Genomic DNA, 18388 nt, shown 5'->3' with positions numbered 1-18388 from the left:
CGCTAACCGGCGGCCATGTCGGGGCCGGGCAGGAGCGTCTCGTCGAGGGGGTAGCCGAGCTGGTGCAGGCCGCGGGCGACGGCGATCGCCCGCCTGCGGAGTTCGGTGACTTCTCGGGGCTCCCGGGCGCCCCGCGCGGGAGCCGGGTCGGTGCCGGGGTCGGGCGGGGGCGGCGTGGCGGCCGACACCGCGTCCCAGGCCTCGCGGGCGATGCGCTCCGCCGTGGCGTCGTCGACGCGGCGACCGCCGTCCCGCCCCTCCGGGGAATCCGGAGAGCCGGTGGACCCGGCGGCGCCCGGTTCCGTACGGCTCAGATGGGCCTCGATGGCCGCGCGCGCCGCACGGACGTCGGCCGACCCGGCGACGTCGGCCGACCCGGCCGGGTTCCCTTCCGGTTCTGTCGTCATGCGGGCACCGTAAGCGCGCGGGGCCGCCGCCGGGACGGTGCCACGCGGTGCGCCCGCCCCGGTTGGCCCGGACGCCGGGCCCGCGCGGTCACCGGCTCCCGCGCGGGAACGGCCTCAGTAGGTGTGCCCGACGTGCGCGAGCGCCTGCTTCAGGAGTACTCCCCGGCCGCCCGGCATCTCGCCCTGCACGGCGGGGGAGGCCGCTTCCTGCGGGCTGAACCAGACGAGGTCGAGGGCGTCCTGGCGCGGACGGCAGTCACCGGTCACCGGCACGATGTAGGCGAGGGACACCGCGTGCTGACGGGGGTCGTGGTACGGGGTGATGCCCGCCGTGGGGAAGTACTCGGCGACGGTGAAGGGCTGGAGGGAGGCGGGCACCCGGGGCAGGGCCACGGGGCCGAGGTCCTTCTCCAGGTGGCGCAGCAGCGCGTCGCGGACCCGCTCGTGGTGCATGACACGGCCGGACACCAGGGTGCGGCTGATCGTTCCGTCCGCGCCTATGCGCAGGAGCAGTCCGACGCTGGTGACTTCGCCGCTGTCGTCCACGCGCACGGGGACGGCCTCGACGTACAGGATGGGCATGTGGCCCCTGGCCATCTCCAGTTCGTCCGTGGACAGCCAGCCGGGCGTGGTCTCGGTCATATCAGACATCGCTTGATCATACTTACCCGGTCGGCTCCAGCGGAACGGGGCAGAAAGCCCACACCCCTCGTTCGGGTGACGTTTCCGGGGAACTCCTATGCGGCTCCCCGGTCCGCGAAGGGGCGGGTCGCACCAGCCGTACCGGTCGTACGGGCTGTGCGCCGGTGCGGACGGAGTTCGGCCCTGCCGAAGAGGAGGGCGTAGCCGGAGGGGAGCCGGTCGATGACGCGGTCGACCAGTTCGGGGCCGGCCAGCTTGGCGACGGGGGCGAGGACGGCACCGACGTCCCAGCGCGTGGTGGCGGGGCTGCCGCCGGTGCGGTGGGCGAGGTCCTTGACGAACTCCCAGCCGGTGAGGGGAGTGGTGGCGGGCACCTGGGCGGTGAAGACCAGGGCCGCCTCGACGGGGAGGCGGGCCGCGAGGTCGACCCGCTCGTCACCGACGAGCTGCCGCCCGAGGGCCGCCAGTACGGACCGCACGGACTCCTCGGCCCGCTCGCGGGTGGGGTAGGCGCCTTCGTAGCGGACCCGTTCGAGCAGGGCGGAGTAGGACGTCCCGCCGCGTGCCGGCGCGGACATCGTCGAGGTCATGGGGGCGGTGGAGGTCGTCGTCTCGGTCTGGAGGGTCATGGGCGTGCGTATCGCCGTTCTCTTCGGGCCCGGCCGTTCGGGCCGGGCGGAGTGGACGGGGGTCGACGGAGCGGAAGGGGGGGCAAGGGCGGGCGGGTCCGGGCCGGGGCAGGTTCGAGCCGAGGCATGTCCAGGCCGGGGCAGGTTCGAGCCCGGGCGGGCAGGACCCGGGTGGATCAGGGGCGGGCCGGGTTCACCGGGAAAGGTGCGGCCGGCCGAAGAGGAGGTCGTAGCCGGGCGGGAGCTGGAGGAGCATCTGGCCGGTCAGCTCTTCTCCGGCGGCGTCGGCGGCGACGCTGAGGACGGCGCTGACGTCCCAGGCCGCGGTCCTCTCGGTGGCTCCCTCGATCCAGGCGGCCGTCGCGCGCACGAAGCGTTCCGGCGAGAGGGGTTCGGCGGCCTGGAGGGGGTTGAGCAGGACGACGGCGAAGGTCTCCGGGAGGCGCGCGGCGAGCGCGGCCCGCACGTCGCCGACCAGATGGGCGCCGAGCAGCCCCAGGACGACGCGGGCGGCCCGTTCGGCCTCCTGGGGAGTGTCGTAGTCACCGCGTTCCCGGACGCGGTCAAGGAACGTGTGCCATCGCGGTCTCATCACGGCCCCTTCCTTCGGGGAGGCGAAGTGACGGGGAGCGGTGGGCGGGGGAGGGGAGACGGGCTTCCGCCCCCGCCCCGTGGGCGGCTAGCCGCTGATCTGCTTGCGGCCGTCGCCTCGGCCGATGGCGATCTTGCGGGGCTTCGCGCGCTCGGCGATCGGGATCCGCAGGGTGAGGACGCCCGCCTCGTAGTCGGCCGTGATCTTCTCGGTGTCGAGCGTGTCGGCCAGTACGAGCTGCCGGGAGAAGGCGCCGAGGGGCCGCTCGGACAGCTCCATCTGGACGTCCTCGGCCCTGGCGACGGGCCGCCGCTCGGCCTTGACCGTCAGCATGTTCCGCTCGACGTCGATGTCGATCGCGTCCGTCGACACCCCGGGCAGATCCATGACGATCACGTACGAGTCGCCCTCGCGATAGGCGTCCATCGGGACCGCGGAAGGACGGGACCACGTGCCGGTCGTGCCCAGCATCTGCTGCGTGAGGCGGTCGAGCTCGCGGAACGGGTCGGTGCGCATCAACATCGCGAAACACCTCCAGTCGGATCGGGCAGTGAGACTGCCAATGCGCTTCACCTGACACCGTTGTAACATGTCAACGGATGGACGACAAGTTCAACGTCAACGAATGGATGACAAGCGGAGAGGATGTGTCCCATGGCAGAAGCCGACCTTCCCGTCAGCCTTCACGCGGCCCTTGCGGCCCTCGCGACGATGGGCGAGACCGCGCGGGAGGCACGGTCGGCGAGAGCCCCGGACGGCCCGGGGACTCCCGGTGGCCCGGACGCCCCGGGAAACCCCGCGGTCACCTCTTCCGAAGACGCGCTCGCCGCGCTCCTCCTCCTGCGCGAACTGCGCGAGCAGCTCGCCGGCTGGGAGCCCGGTCTCATCGAGGCCGCGCGGGACGCGGGCGCGAGCTGGGCCGAGCTCGCCCGTCCCCTCGGGGTCACCAGCCGGCAGGCGGCCGAGCGCCGCTACCTGCGGGTGCGCCCCGGCAGTCCCGGCGCCACCGGCGAGCAGCGGGTCCAGGCCACCCGCGACCGCCGCGCCGCCGACCGCACCGTCACCACCTGGGCCCGGGGCAACGCGGCCGACCTGCGCCGCCTCGCCGGTCAGATCACCGCCCTCGACACCCTCCCCGCCGCCCTCCGGCACGACCTCGGCGAAGCCCTCGCGGACAGCGACCCGGCCCTCCTCCTGGAACCCCTCGCCCGGACCCACCGCCACCTCGGCCCCCTCCATCCGGACCTGGCCGAGCGCGTCAGCACCCTCACCCACCGCACCGAGGCCCTCCGGGAGGAGAGCGACCGGCGCCGCTCCGGCACCCCGCAGCCGTGACGTGCGTCCAGGGATCCCCGAGGACGGGCAGGCGTTGCGGCAGGCGCATACGATGCTGCCCATGCAGCAAGAAGACGAGGATCTGGACGGCCTGGTACGCAAGCGGATCCGCGCCCTACGAGTGGCACAGGGCTGGTCCCTGGAGGAGCTGGCCACCCGCGCCCGGCTCAGCCAGTCCTCCCTCAGCCGCATCGAGAACGGCCGGCGCCGTCTGGCCCTCGACCAGCTGGTCGTCCTCGCCCGCGCCCTGGACACCACGCTCGACCAGCTCGTGGAGACCGCCGCCGACGACGTCGTCATCAGCCCGATGATCGACGGCGCGCGCGGGCAGATGCGCTGGCCGATCAAGGGCGAGCCGGGCATGACCGTCATCCGTCAGCGGATCACCGACCCGCCGCCGGACAACCCCTCCCGTATGCGCGCGCACCCGGGACGGGAGTGGCTCGTCGTCCTGTCCGGCACCGCGACCCTCCTGCTGGGGCACCGCCGCTTCCGCATCGAGACCAACCAGGCCGCCGAGTTCCCCACGATGATGCCGCACGCGATCGGCGCGGAAGGGGGGCCGTGCGAGCTCCTGGGCATCTTCGACCGCGACGCCCGTCGCGGCCACCAGCGGGACGACGGCGACCGGGACTCCCGCGAGTCGCCGGGCCGGTGAGACGGCACGGGCGGCCGCTTCTTGCGCCCGAGGCAGCGGACGGGGCGAATGTCTTGCGCAAACGGGATGAAGCCGTGCCTCAGGCGCATGGACGCCCTAGTGTGAAGACATGACCCGAGCACACCTCCCCTCGCACGCCCACGCCGATTCCCACGCCCACGGCGATTCCCAGTCCCACTCCCACGACGCGGACAGCCAGGCGGAGATCCTCGACCTGGACGCGGAAGTCCTTGCCGAGCACACCGCCGACCTCGTTTCCTGGCTGCCCGTCCGGACGCCCCCGCGCGAGATCGTGGACCTCGGCTGCGGCACGGGAGCGGGCACCTTCGCCCTCCTCGACCGCTTCCCCGAAGCCCACGTCACCGCCGTCGACTCCTCGGCCGAGCACCTCCAGCGGCTGAGGGAGAAGGCGTGCGCCCGGGGCGTGGAGGAGCGCGTGCGCACCGTGCAGGCCGACCTCGACCGGGCCGACTGGCCCGACCTCGGCACCCCGGACCTGGTGTGGGCCTCGGCCTCCCTGCACCACATGCTCCACCCCGACCGCGCCCTGCGGCAGGTCCACGACCTCCTCGCCCCCGGCGGACTGTTCACGGTGGTCGAGCTGGCAGGCTTCCCCCGCTTCCTGCCCGAGGACGCCCCGGAGGACCGGCCCGGCCTGGAGGAGCGCTGCCACGTCGCGGGCGAACGCTTCCACGCCGAGCACGTGCCCCACCGCGGCGCCGACTGGGGACCGATGCTCACCGCCGCCGGATTCGCCCTCGACGGCGAACGCACGATCACCGTGAACGTCGAGGCCTCCGGCGACGACACGATCGGCGCGTACGCCCTCGGCGGTCTGCGCCGCATCCGCCGAGGCGTCGCCGACGTGCTCCCGCCCGAGGACCTCGCCGCGCTCGACCGGCTCCTCGACACCGACGGGCCCCACAGCATCCTGCGCCGCGACGACCTCGGCGTACGGACCGAGCGCACCGTCTGGGCCGCCCGCCGCGCGGGCTGAGCCGCGGTCACTTCCAGACGGCGATCTCCTCGCGCCGATCGCCCTCGACCCACTTCACGCCGGACGGCGCCGCACCGTCGCCCTCGTCGGTGAGGTAGATGGAGCAGGCCTCGTAGCTCTCGCCCTTGGCGGCCTTGGCGAACTCCGCCGACGTACGGGTGTCGGCGCACTTGTCGAACTTCGGCGCCTCGGAGTAGCTGAGCTTGCCGTCCGGACCGACGGTGGGGGAGGGGAAGCCGGACATGATGCTCAGGAGGGTGAGCCGCCCCTTGCCGCCCTCGACGTCGAAGTCGGGGCCCTTGACCGACCCCTCCTTGTTCTTGGTGACCCGGTAGTGGAGGTAGTACGGCGTCCGCCCGGCGTACCGGGAGGCGTCCTCCAGTACGGCCAGGTCCCCGGAACTCCCCGCCTCCACGCGCAGCACCGTCACGTCGATGTCCTCACCGGTGGCCTTCTCCCCGTATCCGAGCTCCTGGGCGGATCCGGAGCAGCCGGTGAGGAGGACGGCGGAGACGACGAGCGGAACGGCGTGGAGCGTACGGATCTTCACGGGTGCTTCCTCCCGGACGACGATCGGGCTACTCGCGAGTATCGAGCAACACCGGCCACGAGAAAGGGGATTGCGGCTGAACTCCGTGTGATCGTTCGCACGCCGGACCCGGCCCGTGCCCGCCGTCACCGCTCGCGGGTCCTCGCCCACCACCAGCCGTCCAGTGCCCGTACGCGCACCGGCCGGGGGTTCGGCAGGGTACGGCGCTCGAACTCCTCGTCGATCCGGGCGATCAGCCGGCCGAGATCGCGCCGGGCACCGAGGGGCAGGTGGAGCATGACCTTCTCCAGGTCGTCGCGGGCGTCCTCCACCTCCAGGCCGGGCTGCCAGACCTCGGAAGCGTTCAGATAACGGCCGGGCTGCCGGAACGCCCACTCGAAACGGGCGAGCGCGTCGGCGACCGCACCGGGCCGCACCCGCTCCTCCTCGACGCGGCGGACGGCCGCACGGGTCCTCGCGGAAACGCCACGGATCCGCCGGACCACCACATGTCTACGCGGCCGCCACCGCTCGGCGCGGACGGCCTCGGGGCGCCTACGCGGCATCGCCCTTTCTGATCGTCATCACGTCATGCTGTCACACGCCGTCTTCGACGGGAACGCCCAGACGGCCGGCCACGGTGGTGAGGGCCGCGCCCAGGGGGAGCGCGATACGGGTGACGGCGTACCGGTCGCCACGGGTGGGATCCCGGTTGACGATCAGCACCGGTTTCCCGGCCTGGGCCGCCTGCCGGACGAACCGGAGCCCGGACATCACCGTCAGCGAAGACCCCAGGACCAGCAGCGAGGTCGCCTCGCGGACCAGCTCGCGGCAGTGCTCGACCCGCCGGGGCGGGACGGCCTCGCCGAAGAACACCACGTCCGGCTTGAGGACGCCGCCGCAGACCGCGCAGGGCACCACGCGGAAGTCCCCGACCTGTTCGTCGGTGAGGTCGGCGTCGCCGTCCGGATTGATCCCGCCCGCCACCGGGTCGAAGCCCGGGTTGGCCTCCTCCAGCCGCCGGGCGAGGTCGCGGCGCGCGCTGAGGGCGCCGCAGGAGAGGCAGACGACCCGGTCCAGGCTTCCGTGCAGCTCCACGACGCCCTCGCTGCCGCCGGCCTGGTGCAGACCGTCGACGTTCTGCGTGATCACGCCCGAGAGCAGGCCGTGCCGCCCGAAGGCGGCCACGGACCGGTGCCCGGCGTTGGGGCGGGCCCGGACGAAGGTGCGCCGGCCGAGGTGGCTGCGCGCCCAGTAGCGGCGCCGGGCAGAGGCACTCGCGGTGAAGTCCTGGTAGGTCATCGGGGTGTGCCGGCTCAGGCTCCCGCCCTCGCCCCGGTAGTCGGGAATGCCCGACTCGGTGGAGAGGCCCGCCCCACTGAGCACCAGCACGCCGCCGGCGCCCAGCGCGTCGACGACCGGCTCCGGATCCATGGTGCCCGGCGGCAGGTCCTCGGCGGGGGTCCAGCTCAGAGTGGGGCGCATACGCATGTCGCCAGGGTACGGAACGGACACCGCCGACCGCCTGCGCCGCGACGACCCGCGACGGCTCGGGGCGCGCCGGGGCAGGCCCTGCGGGTGGCGGCGGGCGACGGCGGACGGGTGACCGGTCAGACGAGGCAGAACTCGTTGCCCTCCGGATCCTGGAGGACCACCGCGTAGTAGTCCATGCCGTTCGGCTCGTCCATCGCGTACAGGATCGTGGCGCCGATCGCCGTCAGCCGGGCCACCTCGCCGTCCACCCGCTCGCGGCGCAGCGCGAGCGGGACCTCGCGGCCGCCGCCGACCTTGAGGTCGAGGTGGACGCGGTTCTTGACGGTCTTCGGCTCCGGGACGCGCTGGAACCAGACCCGGGGACCCGTGCCCCGAGGGTCCACGATGGACTCCGGGAGTTCCCCGGCGTCCCCGCCCAGCTCCTCCTCGGGAACGCCGATGGCCTCCCAGTACGCCCGCCAGGTGGCGTGGCCGGCGGGCGGCGGATCGGGGACGTACCGCAGGGCCTCCAGCCAGAAGGGCACGAGGCGCTGGGGGTCCGCGCAGTCGATGGTCAGCTGCAGGGTCATCTCGGGGCGCCCGGGAGATCCGGGGTGCTCCGAGGGCGAGGTTCGGTCCATGCCACGAGCTTCCCAGACCCCACTGACAGCCGACCGTTTCACGCCAACAGGCCAGTTCCGAAACGCTGTTCCTCCCTCCCTACCCGTGAGTCACTTCCTGGGAGAGAATCACCGCAGGCGACGAACGAGGGGGAACCGTCCATGACCGTCACCACCGGTGCCGAAGCGCCCGAACTCGCGGGAATCCCGCTGCTCGGCTCCATGTTCGACCTCAAGAACGACTCCCTGGAGACCTTCCTGCGCGCCCGGCGCGAGCACGGGGACGTCGTACGGATCACCGCGGGACCGCCCGGCGTCCGCGCCACCCTCTACGGCGTCTTCTCCGCCGAGGGCGCGCAGCAGGTCCTCGCCGGGGAATCGGCCAACTTCCGCAAGGACAACGCCTTCTACCAGGAGGTCCGCGAGTCCTTCGGCAACGGCCTCCTCACCAGCCAGGACGAGGACTACCTCCGCCAGCGCCGGCTCGTCCAGCCCCTCTTCACCCGCCGCCGGGTCGACGGCTACGCGGCGGCCGTCGCCGCCGAGGTCGCCACCCTCACCGGGGAGTGGCGCGACGACGGCGCCGCGTCCGTCGACGTCCTCCAGGAGATGGCCCGGCTCGCCCTGCGCGCCGTCGCCCGCATCCTCTTCGGCACCGACGTCGACGCGGCCGTCCAGATCGTCGAGCGCAGCTTTCCCGAACTCGGCGCCTACGTACTGCGCCGGGGCTTCTCCCCCCTCAACGTCCCCCGCAACTGGCCCACCCCCGGCAACCGCAGGGCCGCGGCCGTCCACCGGGCGCTGTACGAGGTCTGCGACCGCATCATCGCCGAGCGCCGGAGCTCCGGCCGGACGTCCGACGAGGGCGACGACCTCCTCACCCTCCTCGTCGGCGCCGAGAGCGCCGAGGACGGCAGCTTCGACGCCACCGAACTGCGCGAACAGGTCCTGGTCTTCCTGCTCGCGGGACACGAGACCACCGCCACCTCCCTCGGCTTCGCCCTCCACCTGCTCGGCCTCCACCCGGAGGCGCGGAAGCGGGCCCGGGAGGAGGTCGACGGGGTCCTCGCCGGACGGACCCCCGGGGCCGCCGACCTCGACGCGCTGCCCTACGTCACCCGGGTCCTCAAGGAGGCCATGCGCCTCTTCCCGGCCGCCCCGGTCGTCGGCCGCCGCGCCGTCGCCGCCACCGAGATCGGAGGCGTCGCCATCCCGGCGGGCGCGGACGTCGTCGTGGCCCCCTGGGTCACCCACCGCCACCCGGACTACTGGGAGGACCCGGAGCGCTTCGACCCCGACCGCTTCACGCCCGAGGCGGAGGCGGCCCGCCCCCGGTACGCCTGGTTCCCCTTCGGCGGCGGGCCGCGCGCCTGCATCGGCCAGCACTTCTCGATGCTGGAGTCGGTGATCGCCCTGGCGATGATCCTCCAGCGGTACGACTTCGAGGCCATCGACACCGAGGTGCCCCTCACCTCCGCGATCACCCTCCAGGCGGCGGGTCCGGCCCGCTGCCGCCTGACCCCCAGGGAGCCGTAGCCGCCGCCCCGGGGCCGGCCGCCCGGCCCGGCCGCCAGACCCGGGATATTCCGTACCGCACCCGGCCCGCGGGAGCGCAGACTCGCCCCATGGTGGACATGAGCGCGTTCCGGGACGAGATCGGCCGCTGGGCGGCCGGTGGTCCGGGTGACGCGGCGAGGGAACTGGCCGTGGCCCTGGGAGTGCGGACGGCGGTCCTCCTGGAAGGGCCGAGCGACTTCGCGGCCGTGGAGACCCTGGCCGCACGGCGCGGTCGGGACCTCGCCGCCGAAGGCGTGTGCGTGGTCCCGATGGGCGGGGCGATGAACATCGCCCGCTACGCCGCCCGCCTCGGACCGTCCGGCCTGGGCCTGCGCCTGACGGGACTGTGCGACGAGGGCGAGCGGGGCTTCTACGACCGGGGCCTGAAGCGGGCCGGGGCGCCGCCCGGGGACTTCTTCGTCTGCGTGGCGGACCTGGAGGACGAGCTGATCCGCGCGCTCGGCCCGGAGCGGGTCGAGGAGATCATCCGGACGGAGGGCGACCTGCGGCCCTGGCAGACCTTCCTGAACCAGCCCGCGCAGGACGGCCGGTCCCGGCAGCGGCAGTTGCGGCGCTTCCTCGGCACGAAGAAGGGCCGCAAGATCCGCTACGGCCACCTCTTGGTGGAGGCCCTCGACACCGGGCGGGCGCCGGGTCCCCTCGACGACCTCCTGACGAGCCTGTGACTTCCGTACGGCCACGAGCCGTGCGGCCCACGGCTCGTACCCCTGTGGTCCGTGCGGCCCACGGTTCGTACACCTCGTGGGTTCACCGCCCGTACAACCACCGTGGTATGCCTCTGGGTTGACGCCGATGCGACGGCGGGTGGCTAGGCTGCGGCGATGAAGCTCCGTCCTCCCCGCAGCCCCCTCGTCAACGCGCTCATGGGCATCGCGATGACGGGACTGGCCCTGCTGCTCGGACAGGACGCCGCCGCCCAGCGTTGGCCGGTTCTCGACCCGGTGGCCTACGCGCTCGTCCTCGTGGTCAACCTGCCCGCGGTGGTCCGGACGCGCTTCCCCGTCGCCGTGTTCGTCCTCGCGCAGGGCGGCTTCGCGGTCTACGTGTCCCTGGGGTACTGGCCCGTGGTCAACTCCCTGGCCACGCTCCTGGCGACCTACACCCTCGCCTCGGAACGCCCGGCCCGGATTTCGGTGCCCGGCGCGGCGATCACCGGCCTGACCTGGCTCGGCGCGGGACTGCTCGACGAGCTGAACGGCGGCGACCACGGCTCGCTGGCGGCCGCCGCGGGCCAGGCGCTGGTCTTCCCCGCCGTGCTGTGGTGGTTCGGCGCGCTCTCCCGGAAGACCACCGAACTCACCCGCGCGCTCGCCGCCGAGCAGGAGGAACGGGCCCAACGGGAGGTCGCGTACGAGCGCGGCAGGATCGCCCGGGAACTCCACGACGTGGTCGCCCACCACATGGCGGTCATCTCCGTGCAGTCGGGCCTCGCGCGCTTCGTCTTCGACAGCGACCCGGCCACCGCCCGCACCGCCCTGGACACCATCTCCGACACGGGCACCGAGGCGCTCGACGAACTCCGCCGGATGCTCTCGCTGCTGCGCGAGGGCACCGACCCGCACGCCCCCGACCGCCCGATGCCCGGCCTGGCCCGCCTCGACGAACTCGTGGCGCGGGTCGGGGCCGGAGGGACGCCCGTCGCGCTGACCGTCGAGGGGGTCCCCCGCCCGATCGGCTCCGGCGCCGACCTCTGCGCCTACCGCGTCGTCCAGGAGTCGCTCACCAACGTCCTCAAGCACGCGCCCGGCGCCCCGACCGAGGTCGTCGTCCGCTACGGGAGGCAGTACCTGGAGGTGGACGTCACCAACGGAGGAGGGCGGTCGATTCCCGCGCAAATCCCCACGGGAACCGGCCACGGCTTGATCGGCATGAGGGAGCGGGCCAAGCTGTACGGCGGGCGGATCGACATCGGCCCGCGCGACGACGGCGACGGGTTCGCCGTGCGACTGACCCTGCCGCTCACGGCACGGGCCGGCGCACCGCCCGCCACCGGCCGTCGCGACGGCCCCGCCCCGGACGACCGGCTCCCGCCGGCGGTCCGGGAGGGCTGAACCCGCCGCCGTGACAGGAGAACCACCTCTCGCATGAGCCAGGTGATCAGGGTCCTCGTCGTCGACGACCAGTTCCTCATCCGGGCGGGCCTGGTCGGGCTCCTCAAGGCCGCCCCGGGGACGGAAGTGGTCGGAGAGGCCGTGGACGGCGAAGAGGCCGTGGCGCTCGCGGCGAGCCTCCGCCCCGACGTCGTCCTCATGGACATCCGGATGCCCGGCGGCAACGGAATCGACGCCACCGCCCGCATCCTCGCCGAGGCCTCCGACCCGGCGCCCCGCGTCCTGATCCTCACCACCTTCGACCTGGACGAGTACGTGTACGGGGCGCTGCGCGTCGGCGCCTCCGGCTTCCTGCTCAAGGACTCCGGGCCCGAACGGCTCCTGGCGGCGGTGGCCGCCGTGGCCGGGGGCGACCACCTCTTCGCCCCGAGCGTCACCAGGCGCCTCGTCGAGGCGTTCGCCCACCGCGCGGCCCCCGCAGAGGAGGCCGTCCGGGCCGGGGCGACCGCACTGGACGCGCTGACCGGCCGGGAGCGGGAAGTCCTCCGGCTGACCGGCAAGGGCCTGTCGAACCGGCAGATCGCCGGGGACCTCCACATCAGCGAGGCCACCGTCAAGACCCACCTCAACCGCGCCATGGGAAAGCTCGGCCTGGCCAGCCGCGCGCAGGCGGTCGTCGTCGCCTACGAGAGCGGCCTCGTCGTACCCGGCCTCTGAACCGGAGGGCGGGGCCCGGGCCGGGACCCGCTTTTCTATCTCCTATCCGCGTTGTTTCTAGAATGGGCGGGTGGAGGACATCGAAGCGATCGCGGCGTTGCAGGATCCGGTACGCCGCCGCCTGTACGAGTACGTGGCGGCCCAGGGCCGCGAGGTCGGCCGCAACGAGGCCGCCGAGGCGGTCGGGGTGGCGCGCACGCTCGCCGCGCACCACCTGGACAGGCTGGCCGAGGCCGGGCTGCTCGACAGCGGCAGCCGCCGTCTGACGGGACGCTCGGGGCCCGGAGCCGGGCGCCCCGCCAAGGTCTACGCGCGGGCGCGGACCGAGCGGTCGGTGTCGCTGCCCGCGCGCGACTACCGTACCGCCGCCGAACTCCTCGCCGAGGCCGCCGAGGAGGCCGGCCTCGACGCCGGACTCCGCACGGCCGCCCGCCGCCGGGGCGAGGCCCTGCGCGGTCCGGCGGCACCCTGCGGGGACCTCGAAGAGGCCATGAGGGTGCTGGCCGCCCGGGGCTACGAGCCGCACGTGGAAGAAGAGGAAGACCCAGAAGCGGCCGAAGGCGCCGAAGGCCCGGAAGAAAAGGCGGGAACGGACGGGCGCGTCGTCCGTATGCGCAACTGCCCCTTCCACGCCGTCGCCGAACGCTTCCCGCCGCTCGTCTGCGGCATGAACCTCGCCCTCCTCGAAGGGCTGCTCGGCGCGGACGGCCCGGTGCGCGCCCGCATGGACGCCCGGCCGGGGGAGTGCTGCGTGGTGGTCGAGAGTTCTAAAAACAATGAGCGTTGACATAGAAAAGCGGGCCGTGCTGAGATGAGGTCATGACCTCCTCCCCGCGCGCCGTCCACCTGGCCCAGCTCAACGTCGCCACCCTCCTCCACCCCTTCGACGACCCGCGCGTGAAGCCCTTCGTCGACCTGCTCGACCCGGTCAACGCCGCCGCCGACGGCGCGCCCGGCTTCGTCTGGCGGCTCGTGGAGGAGGGGGCGGCCGACGCCACCGGCCTGCGCCCGGCGGGCGAGAACGTCATCGTCAACCTGTCGGTCTGGGAGACCCGGGAGGCCCTGTGGGACTTCGCCTACCGCAGCGGACACCTGGAGTTGATGCGGCGGCGCCGCGAATGGTTCGCACGGCACGTCGAGGCGCACCTGGCACTCTGGTGGATCCCCGCCGGCCACCTCCCGACCGTCGACGAGGCCCTGGAGCGCCTGGCGGACCTGCGCGCGCACGGCCCGTCCCCCCGCGCCTTCACCTTCGCCTCCTCCTACACCGCCGCCGAAGCCGCCCCGTACCTCGAAGACGGTGCGGCCGGTGCCGCCGCCGGTGAACCGCTGAACGCCGCTCGATAACCTGCCTCACCATGAAGCGCCCTTGGACCATGCCGATACTGTTCCTGCTCTGCGGCTCCGCCGTCGCCGGCGCCGTCTTCGGGAGGAGTCCCGGTCAAGCCGCGGTGATCCTGCCGGTGTTCGTCCTCCTCGCGGCCGTGAACTCGCCCCTGGTCTTCCCCCGGTCGATCGGAGCGGAGGAGGCGCGACGCCTCGGCGCGACCGACGGCCGGCCGATCGTCTTCTGGCGACCGGGCTGCACGTACTGCCTGCGCCTGCGCGCCCGACTGGGCCGCGACGCCCGCCGGTTGCACTGGGTCGACATCTGGCGCGACCCCGCCGGGGCGGCCGAGGTGAGGGCCGTCAACGACGGCGACGAGACCGTCCCGACCGTCTTCGTCGCGGGTCGGCCGCACGTCAACCCCGACCCCGAATGGGTACGCGCGCAGCTGTCCGCCTAGAAGAGGTCCGCTTCACGGACGTCGAGCACCTCGAATTCGACTTGTAGGACCCGGTCCGCACGTGTGGGGTCCGGTCCGCGGGGCAGGCGGTCCTCCTCAGGAGACGTACCGAGGACGGAGGAGTGAGCGGTATGGCGGAGAACGTGTGGAGCTACGGGCAGGCCTTCGGTCATCTGGTGGGCACCGACCTGACCGGCTGGCGGGTCGAGGCGACCGACGGGCACATCGGCAAGGTCGACAAGCACTCCGACGAGGTCGACGACTCCTATCTGGTCGTCGACACCGGGGTGTGGATCTTCGGCAAGGAGGTGCTGATCCCGGCGAGCGCGGTCACTCGGATCGACCTGGAGGGGCAGGAGGTGCACCTCGACCTGACCAAGGAGCAGATCAAGAACGCGCCGGAGTTCCACTCCGACAAGCACCTCGCCGACCGGCAGTACCGGGAGGAGATCGCCGTGCACTACCGGACGGGCGGACCGTTCGGGGGCGGGCCGCTCGGAGGCGGACCGGCCCCGGTCTGACCCGGTCGGACACGACGAGGCGGTCCCCCGCAGCCCGGCTGCGGGGGACCGCCTCGTTCCGCGGTTCCGCGTCAGCCCTTCAGCTCCCCGCGGTCCACCCTGCTCCGGGCGGCCGCCGAGTGCAGCGCCCGCAGGGCAAGCAGCAGGACGCCGACGTCGTCCAGGTAGACCGGGTCCGGGATCAGGTCGACCGGCGACACCGTGTACACCACGGCCGCCCAGAAGAGGGCCTTGGACTGCAACGGGACGCCGGCGTCGAGCAGCAGCCTGCGGGCCCGGAAGACGCGCACGAGCAGAACGGCCGCGTATCCCGCCACCACGAGGGCGAGGACCCCGGCCACCACGATCCAGAAAGAGCTGTCCATGCCGCTCTTCTACCCCGGTTTCCCGGAACCGCCCCCACCGGGGCCGGCGCCTCCCACGACCGAGGGGCCCTCCCCGCACCCGGGAAGGGCCCCTCGCGCACACCGGGTCAGGCCGCCCGGTACGCCGTCGTCAGGCGCGCGACCGCGCCCGTCAGGTCGCCCGAGATCAGCAGCCGGTCCGCCTCCGCGAACGGCTTGGCCGTCGCGGGGGTGACGTCCTGGCCGATCTTCTTCTGGACGACGTCCCGCGCCCGGGACAGCAGCTCCCGGCCCTCCGGCGACGTCCCCCGGCCGGCCGCCTGGAGCACCTTGGCCGCGACCCCGATCGCCTTGAGCGTCAGCTCGCCCCCGGCCTGCGGCACCGGCCGGGTCGTCAGCCCCCAGCCGAACGGGAACTGCGGGTCGTACGAGGCGTCACCGACGTTGATCGGCAGCTGCGCCTCCGACTTCGGCCAGGTGACCGGGAGCTGGCCGGTGAACGGCCGCGTCCCGTACAGCACGTCCGCCACGCCGTCGCCCTCGGTGCCGGGCAGCCAGGAGGCGACCAGGGCGTCGATCGCCCCGAGCCGGTCCCCGATCAGCTGCGGCCGCCCGGAGACGACCAGGACCGCGCACGGCATCGCCGCGCAGACCTTGTCCACCGCCGCCTTGTCCGCCGCCGTCAGCTCCAGGTCGTGGCCGTTGCCCACGTCGCCGATGCCCTCGGCGTACGGCGTCTCGCCGACCACCACGACCCCGACGTCGTACCCCTCGGTCGCGGCCGACGCGTCCTTCGAGTAGTCGATCGTCGTGCCCGGGGCCGCCTTGCGCATCCCTTCGAGGATGGTGGTGCCGGTCGTGTTCCGGCCGGACGAACCCTGCCAGCTGATGGTCCAGCCACCGGCCTGGTTGCCCAGGTCGTCGGCGTTGGAACCGGCGACGTACACCTTCTGCGTCTTCTTCAGCGGCAGCACGGCGCCGTCGTTCTTCAGCAGCACCTGGGACTTGGCGACCGCCTCCCGCGCCACGGCGCGGTGCGCGGCCGAGCCGACCGCGTCGAGGTGGGTGGTGTCGGCGTACGGCTTCTCGAACAGGCCGAGCCGGAACTTCTGGGTCAGGATCCGCGCGACCGCGTCGTCCACGCGCGCCCGTCCGACCCGCCCGGCCGTCACCTCCTCCGCCAGGATCCGCGTGAAGTCCTGGTAGTTGGTCGGCACCATGATCATGTCGAGCCCGGCGTTGATGGAGGTCCGCACGTCGCTCGCGTAGTCCCCGGGGATCTGGTCGATCGCCTGCCAGTCGCTGATCACGAAGCCCTCGAAGCCCATGCGGTCTTTGAGGACGCCGTTGATCATCCCGGCGTGGGCGTGCATCTTCACCGGCCCCTGGTCGTCGCCTATGACGTCGAGCGAGGAGTACGAGGGCATGACCGTGCCCGCCCCGCGCTTCACGGCCTCGGCGAACGGCGCCAGGTGCACCGCCTCCAGCTCCTGCCGGGTCACCTTGGTGACGCCCTGGTCGATCGTGTACGAACCCGTCGTCGACGAGCCGAACTCCGTACCGCCGTCGCCGACGAAGTGCTTGGCGCTGGTGAGCACCTTGTCGTTGCGGTGCAGGTCCGCGCCGCTGCTCGCGCCCTGCATCCCGTTGATGACCGTCTCCATGGCCTTCACCAGGGCCGGGTCCTCGCCGAACGCCTCGTACGAACGGCCCCACCGCTCGTCCCGGGTGACGCACACGCAGGGGGCGAAGTCCCACGGGATGCCGGTGGCCCGGACCTCCTTGGCGGTGACCGCCCCGGTCCGCTCGGCGACCTTCGGGTCGCGTCCGGCGCCGATGCCGATGTTGTGCGGCATGATCGTCGCGCCGATGACGTTGTTGTGCCCGTGCACCGCGTCCACGCCGTAGATCAGCGGGATCTGGAAGCGGGTGGCCTGCGCCCGGAGCTGGTAGGCGTCGACCATCTTCGCCCACGCCTCGGGCGTGTTGGGCGTCGGTACCGAGCCGCCGCCGGAGAGCAGCGAGCCGAGCCGGTAGGAGGCGATGTCGCCCTGCGACCGCAGCGCGTTGCGCTCGGCCTGCGTCATCTGGCCGACCTTCTCCTCCAGCGTCATCCGCCCGATCAGGTCAGCGACCCGCTTCTTCACCGGCAGTCTCTTGTCGAGGTACGGAAGCCCGTGCGCGTTCACGACGACCTGCGGCACCTCGGCGGGCGCCTTGGCGCCGGTGACCTCCAGCGCGAGCGGGATCGTCTCGGCCTCCTCGGCCGAACCGTCCTTCTTCGTCGCCACGGTGACGGTGTGGGAGGTGCCGGACGGGGTCCCGGCCGGAAAGGTCACGGTGCCGCTGACCGGGGTGTAGTCCTTGCCGGCCTCGGCGGTCCCCTTCCCGGTCGTGTACGCCACGGTGACGGGCTCGCCGATGGGGCCCGAACCGGTGGTGGCCACCGTCACCTTCACCCGCGCGCTGCCGCCCTCGGTCACCGGGTACACGGCGGCGTCGGTGACGACCTTGGTGTTCAGCGCGGGCTCCGCCTTGCCGTACAGCTCCACGCCGTCGAGGGCGAACTTGCCGGGGGAGCCGGGCGGCAGGGTCAGGGCGTAGCCCCACATCTCGTTGAGCCCGAGGACCTGGTCGATGCCGCCGACGGGCTGGTAGTCGGCCCGGTACTGGAACTCGGAGAACGGGATCTCGACGAGGTGCCAGCCCTCCCAGTCGTCGGTGAAGGACGTGGTCCACAGCTCGGACGCCTCGCCGTTGGCGCCGCCGTCCTTGAGCTCGAAGTTGATCCGCTTGCCCGAACCGGGCGGCAGGGGAGCGGTGTTCTGGCCGTACCACCAGAAGCGGATGCCCTTGAACGCGGTCCAGTCGTGGGCCGGCCGGTCGAAGGCGAAGTCGTGGGTGAAGCCGCCCCAGCCGCTGATGTCGAACGTGCCCTCCAGGACCTTGGAGCCCTCGGGCGCGTCCGCGCGCTCGGAGAGCCGCAGCGCCGGATGGTCGTCGGCGTCGCTGCCCCAGGTGAAGATGCCCTCCGCAGGCGGATTGCCGAAGGGCACCTCCCCCTCGAACCGGTCGACGGCCACCGGCGCGGGTTCGTCGGCGGCCGCGCTCGGCAGCGCCCCGGCGAGCAGCCCGCCGAGTATGGCCCCGGCGGCGACCACCGCCGTCGCGGTTCTGCCCCGGACACGGTTCCCGAAGCGGCTCTGGTGTCTGGTGCGTGGCATTGCGGCTCCTTCAGTACGGAATGCGGGGGTGAGGGCGGCGGGCCGGGGGATCCTTCGATCACTTCACGAACACGGTCCGCGACGGCGGAGCCCGCCCAGGGCCCGGCGTCCGGGGCCTGGCGAACGGCGGTGTCGCCGTCCCTCCTCACGTGCGGAGTCGGCGATCGTGGCGCACATCGGAGCCTCCGCGTCGAGGGACGACATCGCTGTCAGAACCGCTTTGGAAGCGCTCTCAAAGCGGTGCGGCGAGTCAACCGTCAGCCCGTCACGTCGTCAAGAGTTAA

General features: G+C 73.0%; 22 protein-coding genes. 11 read left to right on the top strand and 11 right to left on the bottom strand.

Annotation, left to right across the window (positions count from 1 at the left end):
* Positions 1-2: 2 nt before the first annotated feature.
* The 5 genes from ACIQD7_RS31655 to ACIQD7_RS31635 all read right to left on the bottom strand — a co-directional run bounded on the left by ACIQD7_RS31655 (position 3) and on the right by ACIQD7_RS31635 (position 2792).
* Complete coding sequence (locus ACIQD7_RS31655) at positions 3-407, bottom strand: hypothetical protein (RefSeq protein WP_402446268.1); 405 nt, start codon at positions 405-407, stop codon at positions 3-5.
* 114 nt (positions 408-521) lie between these two features.
* Positions 522-1049 carry an NUDIX hydrolase family protein gene (locus ACIQD7_RS31650; RefSeq protein ID WP_121827917.1) on the bottom strand — a complete coding sequence of 176 codons (528 nt, stop codon included), beginning with the start codon at positions 1047-1049 and terminating at the stop codon, positions 522-524.
* Positions 1050-1144: 95 nt separating this feature from the next.
* Positions 1145-1639 carry a DUF2267 domain-containing protein gene (locus ACIQD7_RS31645; protein ID WP_402446381.1) on the bottom strand — a complete coding sequence of 165 codons (495 nt, stop codon included), beginning with the start codon at positions 1637-1639 and terminating at the stop codon, positions 1145-1147.
* 232 nt (positions 1640-1871) lie between these two features.
* Entirely contained in the window at positions 1872-2270 is a 399-nt protein-coding gene (locus ACIQD7_RS31640; protein WP_383411145.1) for a DUF2267 domain-containing protein, read from the bottom strand.
* An 87-nt stretch (positions 2271-2357) separates the two neighbouring features.
* Entirely contained in the window at positions 2358-2792 is a 435-nt protein-coding gene (locus tag ACIQD7_RS31635; RefSeq protein WP_121827920.1) for an Hsp20/alpha crystallin family protein, read from the bottom strand.
* Positions 2793-2924: 132 nt separating this feature from the next.
* Between ACIQD7_RS31635 and ACIQD7_RS31630 the strand changes: the two genes are divergently transcribed.
* From ACIQD7_RS31630 to ACIQD7_RS31620, 3 genes are all read left to right on the top strand, one after another.
* Positions 2925-3605: a type III effector protein gene (locus ACIQD7_RS31630; protein ID WP_402446265.1), complete on the top strand. Its 681-nt coding sequence runs from the start codon at positions 2925-2927 to the stop codon at positions 3603-3605.
* Between the two features lie 52 nt (positions 3606-3657).
* Positions 3658-4263, top strand: a complete 606-nt coding sequence (locus ACIQD7_RS31625) for a helix-turn-helix domain-containing protein (protein WP_402446262.1) — start codon at positions 3658-3660, stop codon at positions 4261-4263.
* Positions 4264-4372: 109 nt separating this feature from the next.
* Positions 4373-5260: a class I SAM-dependent methyltransferase gene (locus tag ACIQD7_RS31620; RefSeq protein ID WP_402446260.1), complete on the top strand. Its 888-nt coding sequence runs from the start codon at positions 4373-4375 to the stop codon at positions 5258-5260.
* Positions 5261-5267: 7 nt separating this feature from the next.
* Here the strand turns inward: ACIQD7_RS31620 and ACIQD7_RS31615 are convergent, their stop codons facing one another.
* From ACIQD7_RS31615 to ACIQD7_RS31600, 4 genes are all read right to left on the bottom strand, one after another.
* Positions 5268-5810 (bottom strand): hypothetical protein, encoded by a 543-nt coding sequence (locus tag ACIQD7_RS31615; protein WP_402446257.1) that lies wholly within the window; start codon positions 5808-5810, stop codon positions 5268-5270.
* Between the two features lie 125 nt (positions 5811-5935).
* Complete coding sequence (locus tag ACIQD7_RS31610) at positions 5936-6355, bottom strand: hypothetical protein (RefSeq protein WP_402446255.1); 420 nt, start codon at positions 6353-6355, stop codon at positions 5936-5938.
* Positions 6356-6386: 31 nt separating this feature from the next.
* A complete protein-coding gene (locus ACIQD7_RS31605; RefSeq protein ID WP_402446252.1) occupies positions 6387-7280 on the bottom strand; it encodes an NAD-dependent protein deacetylase in 894 nt (297 codons plus the stop codon).
* 119 nt (positions 7281-7399) lie between these two features.
* On the bottom strand, positions 7400-7903 hold the full coding sequence (locus ACIQD7_RS31600; protein WP_402446249.1) for a VOC family protein: 504 nt from the start codon (positions 7901-7903) through the stop codon (positions 7400-7402).
* 141 nt (positions 7904-8044) lie between these two features.
* Between ACIQD7_RS31600 and ACIQD7_RS31595 the strand changes: the two genes are divergently transcribed.
* The 8 genes from ACIQD7_RS31595 to ACIQD7_RS31560 all read left to right on the top strand — a co-directional run bounded on the left by ACIQD7_RS31595 (position 8045) and on the right by ACIQD7_RS31560 (position 14536).
* Complete coding sequence (locus ACIQD7_RS31595) at positions 8045-9418, top strand: cytochrome P450 (protein ID WP_121827928.1); 1374 nt, start codon at positions 8045-8047, stop codon at positions 9416-9418.
* A gap of 89 nt (positions 9419-9507) precedes the next feature.
* Positions 9508-10125 (top strand): TOPRIM nucleotidyl transferase/hydrolase domain-containing protein, encoded by a 618-nt coding sequence (locus ACIQD7_RS31590; protein WP_402446246.1) that lies wholly within the window; start codon positions 9508-9510, stop codon positions 10123-10125.
* Between the two features lie 156 nt (positions 10126-10281).
* Positions 10282-11511, top strand: a complete 1230-nt coding sequence (locus tag ACIQD7_RS31585; RefSeq protein WP_402446243.1) for a sensor histidine kinase — start codon at positions 10282-10284, stop codon at positions 11509-11511.
* A 33-nt stretch (positions 11512-11544) separates the two neighbouring features.
* Positions 11545-12228 (top strand): response regulator, encoded by a 684-nt coding sequence (locus tag ACIQD7_RS31580; protein ID WP_402446241.1) that lies wholly within the window; start codon positions 11545-11547, stop codon positions 12226-12228.
* Positions 12229-12298: 70 nt separating this feature from the next.
* Positions 12299-13015, top strand: a complete 717-nt coding sequence (locus ACIQD7_RS31575; protein ID WP_402446238.1) for a helix-turn-helix transcriptional regulator — start codon at positions 12299-12301, stop codon at positions 13013-13015.
* Between the two features lie 32 nt (positions 13016-13047).
* Entirely contained in the window at positions 13048-13575 is a 528-nt protein-coding gene (locus tag ACIQD7_RS31570; RefSeq protein WP_402446236.1) for a DUF3291 domain-containing protein, read from the top strand.
* 11 nt (positions 13576-13586) lie between these two features.
* Positions 13587-14015 carry a glutaredoxin domain-containing protein gene (locus tag ACIQD7_RS31565; RefSeq protein WP_402446234.1) on the top strand — a complete coding sequence of 143 codons (429 nt, stop codon included), beginning with the start codon at positions 13587-13589 and terminating at the stop codon, positions 14013-14015.
* A 131-nt stretch (positions 14016-14146) separates the two neighbouring features.
* Entirely contained in the window at positions 14147-14536 is a 390-nt protein-coding gene (locus ACIQD7_RS31560; RefSeq protein ID WP_351970355.1) for a PRC-barrel domain-containing protein, read from the top strand.
* 71 nt (positions 14537-14607) lie between these two features.
* On the opposite strand, the gene ACIQD7_RS31555 is transcribed toward ACIQD7_RS31560, so the two are convergent.
* Both ACIQD7_RS31555 and ACIQD7_RS31550 read right to left on the bottom strand, forming a co-directional pair.
* On the bottom strand, positions 14608-14901 hold the full coding sequence (locus ACIQD7_RS31555; protein ID WP_402446228.1) for a YkvA family protein: 294 nt from the start codon (positions 14899-14901) through the stop codon (positions 14608-14610).
* Positions 14902-15008: 107 nt separating this feature from the next.
* Positions 15009-18104, bottom strand: a complete 3096-nt coding sequence (locus tag ACIQD7_RS31550; RefSeq protein ID WP_402446225.1) for a glycoside hydrolase family 3 protein — start codon at positions 18102-18104, stop codon at positions 15009-15011.
* Positions 18105-18388: the final 284 nt, after the last annotated feature.

This window comes from Streptomyces sp. NPDC093071, from assembly GCF_044754545.1.
Lineage (GTDB): Bacteria > Actinomycetota > Actinomycetes > Streptomycetales > Streptomycetaceae > Streptomyces.
Note: the sequence above shows the minus strand (reverse complement) of the source record. Positions and strands in the feature narration are given on the sequence as shown.